A 15,241-nucleotide genomic window follows, 5' to 3' on the forward strand; every position below is an offset into this window, starting at 1 on the left:
GAGGCTAGTCTGATAAGTAAAGGAAAGGATGAGTGAGGCATTATATGCAGCGAAAAATCAATTTCCTCCTGCTCTTGTTCAGTATCATCGGCGGGGGGATCGCCTTTATCCTTGGAGAAATTCTGCTTGGCCGCTGGCTCGGGGAACTGCCTTCCATACTACTCGTAGGTATTTATTTCACCATTGTTGCACTCGGTGTCGGGCTTGGCGCGCTGATTGCGGAGATCATATCACCACATCTGAACGGAGCTTCCTGGAAACAGCGTTATCTTGGCCTGTCCTGGAAGCTGCTTCCGGTGATGCTGGTAATGCTGCTGGCTGCTGGTGCCTTGACTGAATTTGTGTATGAGCTGAATTTCGGCGGCTTGAAACCGGTGAAGGACGTGGTCATGGTCATTGATGATTCCGGAAGTATGACCCAGAGCGATCCGGGTAACAGCAGATATGCCGCTGCTGAAGGACTGGTTGCCCGTATGGATAAAGACAACCGTGTAGCTGTTCTGACCTTCAGTGATGAAGCCCAGATTGTCCAGCCGCTAACGCTGCTTTCAACGACTGACTCAGTCAATCAGGTCACGGCAGCGATAGCGAATTTGCAGACGACTGAAGGCGGCACGAATATCAGCGGCGCACTTTCGCAGGCGCTTAGCGTGATTAACGGGGATAAGACAGGGGACCGTGGTGCTATGGTCATTCTGCTGTCCGACGGTTTCAGTGAATTCGATACTTCCCGCGAGCTGCAGGAGTATTTAGATCAAGGCATTAAAGTGAACACGATCGGTCTCGGGCTGGATGATCCATCCGGTTCTGAGCTGTTAAAGGATATTGCAGGCACAACAGGCGGCCAATATTATGATGTAAGTGATACGAATCTCCTGGCAGGCGTCTTCCAGCAAATCTATGACCGTCTGGGCGACCGTACGCTGCTTACGGAACGCAGTGATAATACAGCGGACAGTCCTTATTATGCCGCTATCCGGATTCTGTCCCTGCTCCTGATTGGGGCAGCTCTTGGATTGGGGCTTGGAATTGTATTCGATAACCGCCATCTGGCGAAAAGTTTTGGATTCGGTGGTGCCGTATCGGGCCTGCTTGCCGGCCTTATCCTGGAATTTGGCCTAAGCGGACATTTCTTTGCTGATGCCCTGATTCGTCTGATCGCTGTACTGGTGCTTGCGGCGATCATTGCCTTGTTCACGGTGGTGGTTCCTATCGGAGAGGGACGTATCACCCGCCGGGGACGGAACGGCGACAGCTCTACGCCGCCGGTTTCGGGCCGCTTCCAGAATCCGCGTAGAGACCGCAGCAGCAAAGGGTTTTAATTGATTTGAAAGGAGCTGCGGCTATGAGGTACACCGAAGTTGATAATGAAGGCTCCTTGCCTGTCATCCGTGATGTGACTTCGCGGGTGGAGGACCGGTGGTGCACCTTAAGATGGCGCTGGCCCGATGGTGTGCAGGCGGTTTGTATTCTTAAGGCCCCCGCTGGAGAACAGGAGAACCATACTCATCCACCCGCCGGGCTGAAGCTGTATACACGTGAGGAATACAAGGCGGGCAACGGCTATCGCGACCGGCTGGATGATATCGGTCTGGTATCTTACACCATCTATGCACGTCACACAGAGAATGGCGAAACGGTACTGGTAAGACAGCAGGATGGGGCCAACTCTATCGTTGTCAGTGCAGGCAAAGCCCGGGTCTACTATTCCGTCCAGCAGAAAAAGGGATTGTTTCAGAAGGCGAAGACGGTACATATGGCGATCCGGGCAGAAGTGCCTGTCCCGAGAGAGGTTCTATGCTATGTCAAAAAGCGTGGAGGTAATCCCGCGAATAAAGACGACGGTATTCTTTTTCCGTTTGTACAGGATTTCGCCCCCGGACGCAATATATTACCGCCCATTGAAATCGGCAAGGATGACTATGTGCGGATCTTTTTCACAGATGGACGGAAGTATGGGCTTTATTATGAGCTGCTGCCTGAGTAGCAGAAGAACTTGAATGTTGGTTATGAAGAAACGGGTTTTGTGGGGAAGCACATCACTAAAGCGGGTCCACAGAACTTTTGGGAGGAATGGGAATGTCTTTTTTCAGCCGTTTTATGAAGAAGAACCAGCCGCAGCCGCGGCCGCTTTTTTACGATATCGTATGTCCGTACTGCTTCAGCAAATTCTCCCCTGAGGATGTTGTGTTTCGGGCTATGCACAGCCGCGAGGATGATGAGAATTATGCGCTCGGCGAGGATGATGCCTTGAACAAATACCGGGAGCGGTTCGGTCTCGACACGGTGGATGATATTGAGGCCATTATTAGACCTGCGGATATTCCGGAGGAGTACCATCATATTACTGATCATGTGCTGATTGGGCTTACGGACCGGTACGGAGTGCTCACGCGCAGACGGCTGTGTCCTTCCTGCCACAATGAACTGCCGGTTACCGCAGGTAAGGTGCCGAGCAATATTATCTCGATCATTGGTGCGTCGCAGGTGGGCAAATCGGTGTATATGACCTCGCTGATTCATACGCTGCAGCATACGACTGCCGGTCATTTTGACGCTGCCTGCATGCCGCTGAATGCTGAAATCAGCCGCAAATTCCGCACGCTGTATGAGGAGCCGCTGTTTGAACGGGGAGATTTGCTGGCTTCCACGCAGAAGGAGAGAATGCAGGAGCCGTTTATATTCCAATTTGTTTTTAAAAATGACGACAAGCCGCCTTTGACACTCGTGTTCTTCGATGTGGCGGGGGAAGGGATGGTTGATCAGGATTATCTGGGGCTGCATGGACAGCATATCAAGAATTCGGCAGGCATCCTGTTCATGGTGGACCCGCTGCAGATCCGTTCCATCCGTGAGAAGATCCATATTAACCTCGGGGACCGCCCGGGGGAATGGGTTTCGCAGTATGATGAACCGCGTGACGTGGTACTGACGATGTTCGGGGATTTCATTGCCTATCAGGAGAAGAGCAGAACGGATATCCCAACTGCTGTAGTGCTGACCAAAAGCGATATGCTCCATTCGCTGAAGGATAATGACGGCGACTATATCAAGTCCAACAGCAATGTGTTCAACAATTATGTGCACCGCAAAAGTCTGAATCTGGACGAATTCCATAACATTGACGGCGAGATCAGCCGCTTCATTTCTAAGGTAGACCGTCCGTTTAAAGATACGATGGATGTGTATTTTTCGAATACCGCTTATTTTGCCGTATCCGCTCTGGGAAGCAACCCGGTGAATCAGAAGGTGGAGGGGGTCGTCAGCCCGATACGCGTGGATGAGCCATTCATCTGGCTGTTGCACAAGCTGGGCTTCATTGAGGGGAGCGACGGCCAGTGAATAGATCGCAAGCCCCGCTGATCACCCAGCAGATGTATACCCGCGAGCGGCGGGGGATTTACCGTGCCACCGAAGGCTTTGACACTGTAGCGAAGTCTGAAGGACTGGACAATAATTTTATTAAAAAAATACTGCATCCTTTCTGCCTCTATGATGCTCCGGCGGAGCTTTCGTCCCGCGGGGAGAAGGATGAGTCGCAGTATCCCGCCGCGCTTCACCTGTTCCATACAGAGACTGGTGAGACGGTTATTGGCAGCAGCAGCTATCAAGCAACGGATTTCACTGGACAGCGGAGCGCTTTTTTCGCCCATAACTTTATCGTTCCGGCGTCCAGAGGGGATGAAATCCTACACCGCTACAGTGACTGGCTGCATGCCGACTTTGCCCGTGAGCTGAAGGATGAGCCAGGAGCCGTTTTACCCGAGCTTTCAGAGATTCCAGTAGACAGAAGTACAAGGGGCCGGGAGCCGGCTGCAGTGCTGAACTCGCTCGGCATCGATGAAGTCTTGTTCAAAAACCTGCTTCAAGCGGTGATGACTGCTGTAGCGGGCAAGAAGAAAATCTATATCACACTTGATGTGCCGATTAGCGAGTTGTCTATCCGCGCCGCTGAGCTGACGGAGGTGCTGTTCCGCACGCTTCCCTATGAATTCCGCCGGAGGCTGGGTGTCATCACGTATGCCAACGAGCCCAAGAGCCGTAAATATATCCATATAACCTTTGTGGAGAAAGGCTCACTGCGCCCGGGTGACCGCAGCATCGAGAAGGATTTTATTATTGATCTGGCGTCCGGACGTACCGCGAATGTTGACTTTGGAGCGCAACGCCAGCCCTATGCCGACTTTGCCTGGAATGCGCTTCATACGAATGTATCATCTCTGGAGGACTTTGCGTCCTTTTCCGGGGAGATGCTGAAGGGCCGGGACGGAGAACGCAGCACCTCGCTTGCCGTATACAATGAACTGGCGGTATTTTATGAAATTGAACAGGGAAATGAAGCCCTTTACGAGGACAATAAAATCTCCGTGCTTAGCGGGCTGCTCTCTTACCTGAAAGCGGAGGGTGCGCTTGATTCCAAAGTCAGGCTGAATGATTTGTTTCTGGAACGGTTTGACCGTGAATTTGATCTTATCCGGCAAAAGGGCATCCTGGTTCCGGCCATTATGGACAGCTTCAAGGCGTATTTTTCGCTGAAGGGCCACACCTATAAAGGCAAAATCGTCGATTATTTCATCAACGGAATGCTGAACAGCCAGGCGGCAGGACAGGATGATGTGGTCAAGGCGGCTTACAGCATTATCGAGAGCGATGATGAATTGGGCAGAGCCTTCTTCACGAGGCTACTGTCGCAGCCGGTGTTCCGGGGTGCGCTGTTTGAGCCCTATGTGGAAGCACGGCTTGGAGCAGCAGGACGGGCCGCGGATATTATGAGCTTTGTGGTCAATTGGGGCCGCTTCCTGCCGGAAGCACTGCAGCTGCCTTTTGTGAAGGATGCTGTGAGAGACTATCTGCTGGAGAAGCTGAAGCTGGAGAAGGAAGCAGTCACTGCTGTAGCTGCTGTTCACGATACGGTGCAAAGAGTGGAAAAAGAACGGCGCAAGGGCTCTGGGGTATCTCCGGAAACCTTGATACTGCTGCAGACTATGGCTTCGGCGGCGGACCGTTATTTGCTCCAGAACTTGTCACTCGAAGATATTACTCAGGAACAACTGCTCGAATTGCCCTTTGTACATTTCCCATCAGGGGTGACGGAATGGAGTCCGCCGCTGGATTATGTGAGCAAACGTAAAGCCAATGTGCTCCGGGCTGCATACCGCTGGTTCGGAGAAGAGAAACCGGATGTCGAGCTGTTTGCTGAGCTGACACCACAGGAGCTCGATGACGTACAGCTACTCGGCAGGCGGTGGCTGAAGGCAAGTAATCAGGTAGAGCCGTTTGACCGGCTTCCCTTGGCTTTTTATTACAGCAATAGCCGTGAGGGAGGTCCGCTGGATTATGCGGCGCTGTTCGAGCTGATCCGGAGCAAACCCGGGTTTCAGGAAGAGACGATGTACCGTTTTCTGGCCTGGTCGGATGGCAACCCTCTGTTTATGATTTCAAGCAAGAAGCTGCAGCCGGAATATCGCCGGGCGATCATGAAATACTTCCTGACCCATGACCGTGAAGCTTTCAAGAATCGTGATTTCCGCAAAAATGTTGTCGCAGCAGCAGGCCCTGCCCTGCAAAATGTGTACAGTGAAATCCGGTCCAAGCTGTCCTCACCCTTGGCAAGGTGGATACAACGGAGCCGATTTCAACTGATGATCTCCGGCATGCTCTTAGTCTCAATCCTGCTGATTACACTTATCCTGATCAATGTGCTGGGTTCAGGGGGGAAAGATACAGCTCTGCCGCAGACAAGTCCTGGACCAACTGCGGGTGTAGGCTCAGAGCCAACTACTGATATGGCTGCTGTATATCTGGACACCCGTACAAGTGAAGGAGAGGGCAGCAGTCTGCTGTTCAAGTTCGCTGTAGCGACTGACTGTGAATTGTTTAACCCGGAAGAGGTAAGCGTTGAGTCTTCGGGCGGTGTCTCGGAATCCTATAGGGTATCTGCTGTGACGAAGTCCTGCACTGTGACGGAAACACCTTCAAGTGCTGCTCCGGAGAGTGATGAAACAGCGGTGAATACTGATTCCGCTGCAGTGACTGATTCCGCTGAAGGGACTGATTCTGTTACAGCGACTAGTTCGGTTGCAGTGACTGATTCAGCCCAGGGAGGTGGCAGCAACACTGCATCTACGGAGACTGCTACGGCATTGCCGGCAACACCAAACTTGCCTTTCCAAGCAGAGGTCGTACTTGAAACTAAAGCCGCTCTTCTCAAAGGAAGTCTGATCAAAGCCGAGGGTTACACACTCACACTAATGGCTGAACCATCGGCCGCACCAACCTCTTCACCTGCACCTTCGGCATCACCGGCTACTGACGACACAAATTCGGCAGACGATGACAGCGCAACACCGGAACCAACCGATTGATTATATAATCGATGTATAGACACTCCTGAAGCTTCAGGAGTGTTTTTTGTATGGAGCGGGACACATAAAATTCACAGCAAGTGTGATAAATGTCACTTATAATGGGGTTATAAAGAGAAGTTCGATCATAATTTGTGTAAGCCGCTTAGGAGGGTAAATCGGATGAAGCAACGAATGTATCCACTTTTGATCCTGCTGATGATTGCTGTATTTCTGCTCCCGTCCCCGGTTAGTGCCCACGCCAAGGTGAAGCAGACGATTCCTTCAGCCGATGCCATACTTAAACAATCACCTGCCGAAATCAAAATTCAATATAGTGAGAAATTTGATGCCTCCATTAGCAGTATCACGGTAAAAGATCAAACCGGAAGAAAGATTGACGGCAAGCCGGGTACGGAAAAAGACAACTGGTTCATCTATCAGATCCCTGATCTGGTAGCAGGAGAGTATAGCGTGAGCTACCGGGTGCTTGCTGCGGATACCCATGTCACCGAGGGCTCTTTTAGTTTCACTATCGCCGAAGATCCGGCGGCAACAGAGGTGCCTGCAACAGGCACAACAACAGGTACAACAACAGGCACAACCTCAGGCACAACAACTGCGGGAGGTGTAACGGTGAGTGCCGCACCCAGTGCTGCACCCAGCTCCGCACCCAGTGCGTCGCCAAATCCGGTAACGGCAGAACCATCAGCAGTTTCGCCAGCTGCGGGCAATTTGCAGACTGCGGCGGCAGGAAATAATACGGGATCTGAAAAGGGAGCATTGGCAGAAGAGGGTGTTGTTTCGTATGGTGCGCTAGAGAAATTCATTCGCGTATTAGATATATTGGCAGCAATCACTGCCACTGGTTTTATCCTGTTCCGGTATGGAATTTGGGGGAATGGCGAATATAACCTGCCTGCCTTATTCTCGCTCCGGAATGAGCGAATTCTATACATTATGGCTTTCCTCATCTTTATTATCTCCGGTGTAGTGCATACGGGTACACTAGCCCATGAGCTAGGTGGTCCGGGTACGGGAAGTTATGCGGAAGTGTGGCTGAATGTGATTACAGACACCTTTGCCGGAACCGCATCATGGCTGCGTCCTGCGGCCGCTGGACTCCTGGTATTGGCGGCGCTGGGATCAGGGGGGACATCCTTTCCAGCACTTCTGGTGAAGGTTGCAGCAGTTATTATGCTTATCGTGTTATTTCCTTTGACAGGCCATGCGGCGGGAGATGATGCGGCCAGAATGTTTGCCGTCCCCGCCCAAATTCTGCATATCGGCGCTGCTGCTATCTGGTTCGGCGGTGTAGGCGGGCTGCTCGCGGTTATACATGGCAGAGAGAAGTCAGGGATAACCTATTCCCGGCTAAATCAGCTTATCCTTCGTTTCTCCGCTATTGCATTACCGTCGGTTGTTGCTGTTGCCGTAAGCGGGATCTTCTTGGCCTTATTCAGGCTCGGGAGCTGGGGGCTACTAATCCACAGTCCATATGGGCAGCTGGTTCTGCTTAAATCACTTATCACTTTATTGATTCTGGTTATTGCCGCTCTACACCGATTGGTGTTGATTCCAAGGATGAATCAGAAGCTCGCTGAGAAAACCGGTGCAGAAGTTGATGTTATTCCAAGAGGCTTTATACAAGCCATCCGTCTGGAGATTATATTGGCTGTTGCTGCTATTATTCTGGCGGGGATGTTGTCAGGTACTTCCCCTCCAGCCCAATCGTTTGTTGCCTCTCCGGTCTATTGGCATGTGATGGGGGATACGGCTCATATGTCTATGAGGATTGAGTTCGATGAGAATTCCGGGCAGACACTGCGGATGGATGTATGGCTGCCTACAGGAAATGAGGCTCCCACCGAAGCAGAAGCCGTCCTTATTCCTGGCGGTGATGAGGGTACCTCTGCATCTATTAAGCTAAAATCACTTGGAGGAGGCCCTGACCCCTATGGCTATGAAGGGTTTGACAAGTACATGTATGAAGCGAAGGGGGATTATTTTACCGGGGGAGGAGAGTGGGAGGTTACGTTAACCTTCACTGACGCTGCGGGCAAGATTCATACTTACGAGAAGCAGCTAACCCTGTAATTAAAGACCTGCAAGACGGCATCCCAAGAGCTTCCCTATAGACATAGGGGAGATTACTAGTTATCATTATGGATATTAAAATTATATATATTTATCAAAAGAGGTGCGGGCCCCCAGCAGGGTCTGCTTAAAAGGGAAGTCCGGTCCACAATCCGGCGCGGTCCCGCCACTGTAAATGCGGAGCAACTCTTCATAGGCCACTGTTTCTTAAAGGAACGGGAAGGCGAAGGGAAGTGATGAGGCATAAGCCAGGAAACCTGCCTTTTTGGTGACAGCTTCTTTTCTTCGGGGGGTAAGAATCAGAAGCATGCGTTATAGGTCTTTCGTGTCCGGGCTTGAAGCCTGAAGCATGTCTGGCCCCGCAATGAGTATATGAGACCGCCCGTCAGGGGCGGTTTTTTTATTTTCCAAAAGACGGTCGCCGTCATCTTAGATGCACGACATCCGCTTTTACGGCCCTCAAAACTATTTTCAAGGCCCTCAAAAACCTTTTCCCCGCTCTCAAAAACCTATTAGAAAAGAGGTAAATAATGAAACGCATCTTATCTTTCAAACATTTCATGTTAAGTATGGCATTGCTTCTGGTCGTTTCAGTTCTCGGTACTTCCTTGGTGCCTTCCGGCAGAGTATCCGCCGCTGAGCAGACCACAACAGCAGTTTCAGTAACGGGAGCAGCAGAGGCTCTTACTGCAGCCAAGCAGGCGGTTCTAAGCCGTGGAATTCAATCGGACTGGCAGGCCATTGCTCTGGTTCGTAGCGGCAGCGTTCTTCCGGATAGCTACCTGACCGGACTGCAGAATGAAGTGAAGACTCAAAAAGGCACATATACCAATGTTACGGATTACGCACGCAGAGTGCTCGCCGCAACAGCAGCCGGCATCGATGCCACAAATCTGGCCGGGTATAATCTTGTAGAGAAAATCTACAATAACAGCAGAATGACCAATCAAGGTCTTAACGGAGTGATCTACAGTCTGCTCGCACTGGATTCAGGCCATTATAGCGTGCCTGCCGCCGGACAGTGGAATCAAGATAAGCTGGTGAGCCATATTCTCTCCAAACAAAACACGGATGGCGGCTTTACGCTCTCCACTGGGGACAGTGATCCGGATGTAACGGCGATGACACTTACAGCCTTGTCTGCGCACCTCGATAAAGCTGAAGTGAAGGCCGCTGTGGACCGTGCAGTTTCCTGGCTGTCCAATAAGCAGCAGAATCATGGCGGGTACGGGGAGAGCAGCGAGAGTGTCGCTCAGGCGATTATCGCGCTGACCTCAAATAACGTGGATCCTGCCGGCCAGAAATTTACGAAGGACAGTCATCAGCTGATGGATCGTCTGCTTAGCTTCCGTACTACAGATGGCGGATTTGCCCACACGTTATCGGGTGGGTACAACGCTTTGGCAACCGAGCAGGCTTTGCAGGCTCTCGTGGCTTATCAGCTGTTTGTTAAAGGCGAAGGCCGGTTTTATGCATTCCCGCAGCCGGTGAAGCAGCCGCTTGAAGTTCAGGTTTCCGTTGTGATTGAAGGTCCACAGGGCCTTCTGGCTGAAGGCGATGTAACATCCGCAAATGCGCTGGACGCATTAAAGAAGCTGAAAGCAGACAAGAAAATTACGCTTGAGCTGACCAGCAGTGCTTACGGTGATTATGTATCAGGGATTCAAGGTGTTAAAGGAGGTCTGTACGGCGGCTATGATGGCTGGAATTATGCCGTGTCCCGCCAGGGAGAATGGATTTTCCCTGCTGTAGGGATGGGAGAGTTTGTTCTGGAGTCCGGGGATCAGCTGACCGTGTATTATGGTGACACCGGAACACAGCTGGTGGATTCCGTCACAGTTACACCGGCTCAGCTGGCAGCCGGCAAGCCGTTTACAGTGAAGGTGCAGAAATCAATGCTGGACTGGGAGACCGGCAAGGCAGTTGTTACTCCGGCAGCCCAGGTTAAGGTTCAAATGGGTGCGCAAAGTGTCACTTCAGACGTATATGGAACAGCTGCATTTACTGCCGGCGTTAAGGGCGGGGTCTATTCTCTGACTGTTACCGGCTACAGTAAAGGTAAAAGTCCAAGCGTAGCGCGGTATACACAGCGTGTATTGGTATCACCCGTGTTTGCGGATCAGAAATTAATCTCTTCATGGGCGACAGTTGCCGTTCAAACCGCGGTTAAACAGGGAATTATGGACGGGGTAAGCAGCACAGGTTTTGCTTTTGCTCCGAAAGAGTATATTACCCGGGCGCAATTTGCGGCCTTGCTGCTTAGATTGACGGGCAATGCTCCAGCTGCAGCTGCGGAAGCTTCCCCGTTCAGCGACGTAAAAGCAGGAGCATGGTATTATGGAGCTGTGCTGAAGGCGAAGGAACTCGGTATTCTTGAAGGAGTAACGGCCTCCAAGTTTAATCCGAACGGTCATATCACCCGCCAGGATATGGCTGTAATGATCGACCGGGCTTTTAACCTGACTGCTTCTGCTCCGAAGGCGCAGTTCAAGGATAAAGATCAGATCAGCAGTTATGCGCTGGCTTCGGTAAATACCGTTACGGATCAAGGGTTTATGAGCGGCTTTAAGGGCAGCTTCGACCCGGCAACAGCAGTTACAAGAGAGATGGCTGCGGTTGTGGCTGTAAGACTGGCTGAAGTTAAATAATTAACCGGCATAATTGGAAGCTGGACTTGTATAAAAGTAATTGAACAGTAAATAGTTACGGAACGGGAGGCACTTGCCGCCCCGTTCCTTTCCCGTTTTCAGGAGGTGTGAATTTATATGTCCAAAAGGATTGTATATTGGCTGAGGCTGCCTCTCGCAGTAGTGCTTGCAGCGGTACTCGCTGCAGGTTGTTCTTCCAACGATCCGGAAGAGGCGGACGGCAATAACCGCCTGAATCAGCAGCAAATTGAATCAGCATCCAATACGGCGGAGACCGGTACAGTTAGTGATCCCGCTTCTGACCAGCAGCAGGATGCAGGGGAAGCGGCTTCAGGTTCTGTTGTGAGTTCGCCTGCGCAAGGCTCTTCGGCAATGCCTTCAAGCCCAGCCTCGGTAGGCTCAGAGCCTTCAACGCAAGCGGCAGAAGCAGCAAAAGCATCAGGAGCAGAAGCATCTGCCCCCGCTTCAGCAGCTCAGAGTTCTACGAAGCCGGCAACCTCTGCGCCATCGGCTTCGGCTCAGCCTTCAGCCACATCCAAGCCTGAAAGGCCATCTTCTCCTCCAGCAACAGCCGAAAGCATGAAGACCAATATGGCGACTCTGACAATCACTGGTGACAGCGATTCCGGTGTTATTCTGGCTCCTTCTGAAGTCGAAGTGAAGAAGGGGGACAATGTGATCGATATTTTGAAACGGGTCACCCGCAAGAATAAAATCCAAATGGAGTTTCAGGGAGCCGGACCGCTGGCTTACATTGTCGGAATTGATAACTTGTATGAGTATGACAAAGGGGCAGAGAGCGGTTGGATGTACAAGGTGAATGGAGAATTCCCTGATATAGGTGCCGGTGCGTATCCCGTGAACCCCGGAGACCAAATAGAATGGCTCTACACGCTGGACCTTGGTCAAGATATTGGAGCCAAAGGGCCATGAGCAGGAGCGGTTTCCAGTCTATGCATCCGTCGGTAACCTTCGTATATTATGCAGGCTTGCTGCTCTTTACGGCGCTTTTGTTTCATCCGCTATTTCTGTTCACAGAGCTGGCCGGTGTACTTGTCTTACTGCTCATGCAGGGCGAGGGGAGAAGACTCTTGTCCGGGCTTCCCTTTTATCTGCTGATTGCGGGCTCGGTTGCGGTGTGGAATCCTTTATTCTCACATAGGGGCTCGCATATTCTGTTTTATTTTCTCGATCAGCCCGTCACATTGGAAGCGGTTCTCTACGGACTGATGATGATGCTTGTGCTGCTGACGATTATGTTTGTGTTCACATCCTATAATCACAATGTATCCGCAGATAAATTCATGTATTTATTCGGCAGGCTGGCTCCCAAAAGCGCACTGCTTATCCTCATGGCGATCCGCTTTGTGCCATTGTTCCAGAGGCGTCTGCGACAAATCAGCATCATCCAGCAGACCAGAGGCATCAGTATTAGCACAGGCAAGCTGCGGCAGCGGATGGCCGATGGAATGACACTGCTCAAGGTGCTCTTGACCTGGTCGCTGGAGGAAGCCCTGCAGACTGCAGACTCTATGAAAGCAAGAGGTTATGGGGTTCGAAAGCGCAGCGTTTATGGTATCTATACAATAGATCGGCAGGATGTGATGGCCCTCGCACTGATGGGAGTCAGCGGTTTAGCTATAGTCCTGTTCAGCCTCGTGGGATATGGAATGATGGAGATCTATCCCCGTCTTAAGACGCCGGTCTTTCATTGGGAAGATTGGGTAATGCACGGCTGTTTATGCCTTTTTCTCGTTATCCCCATAATTCTGGAAGGAAAGGAGATGTGGTTATGGAGATCATACGGGCAGAAGGATTATCCTTCCGCTACCCTGATGGGGGAAGAGATTCCCTCCACGATCTTTCGTTCACTATAAACGAAGGCGAGTTTGTTGTGCTCTGCGGCCCGTCCGGATGCGGCAAAACCACGCTCCTGCGGCACCTCAAACGTGAGCTGGCACCCGTAGGAGCCCGTAGCGGAAATCTGTGGTACAAAGGGCAACCATTTCAAGATTTACCGGAAGAGAAGGCCGCGGCGAACATAGGTATGGTATTCCAGAACCCAGAAGCGCAGATTGTGATGGATACCGTATGGCATGAGTTAGCCTTCTCCATGGAGAATCTGGGTTATTCTCAGGTGGTCATGAGAAGCAGATTGGCTGAAATTTCTGGAAGATTCGGACTCGAACCCTTATTGCATAAGGCGGTTCATGAGTTATCTGGCGGACAAAAGCAGCTGCTTAATCTTGCTTCCGTGCTGCTGCTGCGGCCCAAGCTGCTCCTGCTCGATGAACCTACATCCCAGCTTGACCCTGTTGCGGCCCGTGAGTTTATACATACTTTGCGTCAGCTAAATGAAGAGCTGTCGATGACGATTATGATTAGCGAGCACAGGCTTGAAGAGGTGTTTCCCCTGGCGGACCGCGTATTGCTGCTGGAGCAGGGGCAACTGAAGGCGGACGGATCACCTGGAGATATCGTACGTCTGACCGGACAGGAGCGGGAATCTTCGATTTTCTCCTATCTTCCCACTGCTTCCCGGCTCTTTCTGGCGCTAGACCCTATGAACGATAGTTTGAATGCCGTAGTTCCTTTGACCGTTAGGGAGGGGAAAACCTGGTTACGTGGGAGACAAGAGCTGCTTCATCCATCTATAGAACGTCATTCAATACCTCACAACGAAGTTCAAAGAGGTTCCCGGCCTTCCGTTCTGGAATGCTCTGAGGTTAGCTTCCGCTATGTAAAAGACGCACCCGAAGTGTTGAAAAAGCTGTCGCTTGCGTTGTACAGGAATGAATTGCTGGCCGTCGTTGGCGGCAATGGAGCGGGTAAATCTACATTGCTGCAGCTGCTGGGAGGATTGTTGAAACCGCAGCGCGGGCGGATTAAAGCGGATAAAGGAATGACTGCCGGATATCTGGCCCAGAATCCGCTGCTGTATTTCAGCCATGATACGGTAGAGGAAGAACTCCTCCATATGGCAAGGTACGCCGGTATGACGGAACCTAAGGCGGAGCAGGAAATCTCAAGAATGCTGTCTCAGTTCGGGCTGGAAGATGTCCGTGGAAGCCATCCGCTGGATATTAGCGGCGGACAGCAGCAGAAACTGGCACTAGCCATGGTACTGCTGCCAGCCCCCGGTATCCTGCTGCTGGATGAGCCAACCAAAGGTCTGGATCCTTCAGCCAAGGATAGACTTGCTGCGCTGTTGTACCGATTCATTGAAGAAGGAACAACCGTAGTGCTGGTCACGCATGACGTGGAATTTGCGGCAAAGTATGCTACGCGCTGCGCGATGCTGTTTGACGGCAGCATTACTGCCGAGGGGCCACCTGAGGTATTTTTCAGTGCCAATTATTTCTATACTACGGCTGTGAACCGTATTGTCCGGGACTGGATTCCGCAAGCACTGACTCTGGAGGACGTGAAGCCATGACACGTTACAAATTACCGGTTGTCATAGCCTCAATACTGTTTATAGCTGTTTTGGCTCTAACCTCTGCACTGCAGGACCGCCATTATCTTCTGCTGAGTTTGGTGCTGCTGGTATTGTCGCTGTTACCGCTATTCGTGAGACTGGAGCGCCGCCCCATAGAGTCCCGTGAGCTTGTATTGCTCGCTGTATTGTCCGCTGTAGCTGCTGTGAGCCGTATTCCTTTTGCCGCATTGCCTAGTGTTAAACCGGTGTCTGCTATTGTTATCTTATCGGCTTATGTGTTTGGTGCTGAGGCGGGATTTATGATCGGGGCGGTAGCCGCGCTGGTTTCTAACCTTTATTTCGGGCAGGGTCCCTGGACGCCTTGGCAAATGTTCGCCTGGGGAATGGTCGGGCTAACGGCGGGGTTATTTAGAAATACACGCTGGTTCCGGAAGAGGACGGGGCTGCTGGTGTTCGGCTTCATCTGGGGATTTCTGTTCGGATGGATCATGAACCTGTGGATGCTCATCAGTCTGCCGGACGCTTTAAGTTGGGGGCTTGTCGCTGCCACGTATGCATCCAGCTTTTATTTTGACCTGGCACATGCCGTGTCCAACGTGATATTTCTGTCCATTCTGGCAGGAAGCTGGATTAAGGTCTTAGAGAGATTCCGAAGAAAATATGGTCTGCTGCAGCATAAATAATGCTCATATTCCTGAAATTCACACACTACC

General features: G+C 51.5%; 10 protein-coding genes and 1 riboswitch. All 10 genes read left to right on the plus strand.

The features are described 5' to 3' along the window. The first annotated feature begins 44 nt into the window (after positions 1 to 44). The 10 genes from ACAN55_RS11175 (at position 45) to ACAN55_RS11220 (ending at position 15,211) form a co-directional block, all read left to right on the plus strand. A complete protein-coding gene (locus ACAN55_RS11175; protein ID WP_379132150.1) occupies positions 45 to 1,322 on the plus strand; it encodes a vWA domain-containing protein in 1,278 nt (425 codons plus the stop codon). A 23-nt stretch (positions 1,323 to 1,345) separates the two neighbouring features. Beyond that, entirely contained in the window at positions 1,346 to 1,987 is a 642-nt protein-coding gene (locus tag ACAN55_RS11180) for a beta-mannanase (protein ID WP_379132153.1), read from the plus strand. Positions 1,988 to 2,079: 92 nt separating this feature from the next. Then, positions 2,080 to 3,342, plus strand: a complete 1,263-nt coding sequence (locus ACAN55_RS11185) for a TRAFAC clade GTPase domain-containing protein (RefSeq protein ID WP_379132156.1) — start codon at positions 2,080 to 2,082, stop codon at positions 3,340 to 3,342. After that, complete coding sequence (locus ACAN55_RS11190) at positions 3,339 to 6,365, plus strand: GAP1-N2 domain-containing protein (protein ID WP_379132159.1); 3,027 nt, start codon at positions 3,339 to 3,341, stop codon at positions 6,363 to 6,365. Before ACAN55_RS11185 ends, ACAN55_RS11190 begins: the two co-directional genes overlap by 4 nt. 162 nt (positions 6,366 to 6,527) lie before the next feature. Beyond that, the gene (locus ACAN55_RS11195) at positions 6,528 to 8,441 is read left to right on the plus strand and encodes a copper resistance CopC/CopD family protein (RefSeq protein ID WP_379132162.1); all 1,914 of its coding nucleotides are present in this window, start codon (positions 6,528 to 6,530) and stop codon (positions 8,439 to 8,441) included. A gap of 84 nt (positions 8,442 to 8,525) precedes the next feature. Next, a riboswitch (cobalamin riboswitch) is annotated at positions 8,526 to 8,720 on the plus strand. 251 nt (positions 8,721 to 8,971) lie between these two features. Further along, positions 8,972 to 11,089 (plus strand): S-layer homology domain-containing protein, encoded by a 2,118-nt coding sequence (locus ACAN55_RS11200; RefSeq protein ID WP_379132165.1) that lies wholly within the window; start codon positions 8,972 to 8,974, stop codon positions 11,087 to 11,089. Positions 11,090 to 11,206: 117 nt separating this feature from the next. Next, entirely contained in the window at positions 11,207 to 12,022 is an 816-nt protein-coding gene (locus ACAN55_RS11205) for a DUF4430 domain-containing protein (protein WP_379132168.1), read from the plus strand. After that, entirely contained in the window at positions 12,019 to 12,966 is a 948-nt protein-coding gene (locus ACAN55_RS11210) for an energy-coupling factor transporter transmembrane component T (protein ID WP_379132171.1), read from the plus strand. Before ACAN55_RS11205 ends, ACAN55_RS11210 begins: the two co-directional genes overlap by 4 nt. Further along, the gene (locus ACAN55_RS11215; RefSeq protein WP_379132175.1) at positions 12,882 to 14,525 is read left to right on the plus strand and encodes an ABC transporter ATP-binding protein; all 1,644 of its coding nucleotides are present in this window, start codon (positions 12,882 to 12,884) and stop codon (positions 14,523 to 14,525) included. Before ACAN55_RS11210 ends, ACAN55_RS11215 begins: the two co-directional genes overlap by 85 nt. Beyond that, positions 14,522 to 15,211 carry an ECF transporter S component gene (locus tag ACAN55_RS11220; RefSeq protein WP_379132179.1) on the plus strand — a complete coding sequence of 230 codons (690 nt, stop codon included), beginning with the start codon at positions 14,522 to 14,524 and terminating at the stop codon, positions 15,209 to 15,211. The genes ACAN55_RS11215 and ACAN55_RS11220 overlap by 4 nt, the downstream gene beginning before the upstream one ends. The last annotated feature ends 30 nt before the right edge of the window (positions 15,212 to 15,241 follow it).

The sequence above is a fragment of the Paenibacillus oryziterrae genome, assembly GCF_042610485.1.
GTDB lineage: Bacteria > Bacillota > Bacilli > Paenibacillales > Paenibacillaceae > Paenibacillus_AQ.

What these genes read in the sequence shown, in the direction of transcription:
- ACAN55_RS11175 (WP_379132150.1), top strand. Translation starts at nt 45, where the DNA reads ATGCAGCGAAAAATCAATTTCCTCCTGCTCTTGTTCAGTATCATCGGC.
- ACAN55_RS11180 (WP_379132153.1), top strand. Translation starts at nt 1,346, where the DNA reads ATGAGGTACACCGAAGTTGATAATGAAGGCTCCTTGCCTGTCATCCGT.
- ACAN55_RS11185 (WP_379132156.1), top strand. Translation starts at nt 2,080, where the DNA reads ATGTCTTTTTTCAGCCGTTTTATGAAGAAGAACCAGCCGCAGCCGCGG.
- ACAN55_RS11195 (WP_379132162.1), top strand. Translation starts at nt 6,528, where the DNA reads ATGAAGCAACGAATGTATCCACTTTTGATCCTGCTGATGATTGCTGTA.
- ACAN55_RS11200 (WP_379132165.1), top strand. Translation starts at nt 8,972, where the DNA reads ATGAAACGCATCTTATCTTTCAAACATTTCATGTTAAGTATGGCATTG.
- ACAN55_RS11205 (WP_379132168.1), top strand. Translation starts at nt 11,207, where the DNA reads ATGTCCAAAAGGATTGTATATTGGCTGAGGCTGCCTCTCGCAGTAGTG.
- ACAN55_RS11210 (WP_379132171.1), top strand. Translation starts at nt 12,019, where the DNA reads ATGAGCAGGAGCGGTTTCCAGTCTATGCATCCGTCGGTAACCTTCGTA.
- ACAN55_RS11215 (WP_379132175.1), top strand. Translation starts at nt 12,882, where the DNA reads ATGGAGATCATACGGGCAGAAGGATTATCCTTCCGCTACCCTGATGGG.
- ACAN55_RS11220 (WP_379132179.1), top strand. Translation starts at nt 14,522, where the DNA reads ATGACACGTTACAAATTACCGGTTGTCATAGCCTCAATACTGTTTATA.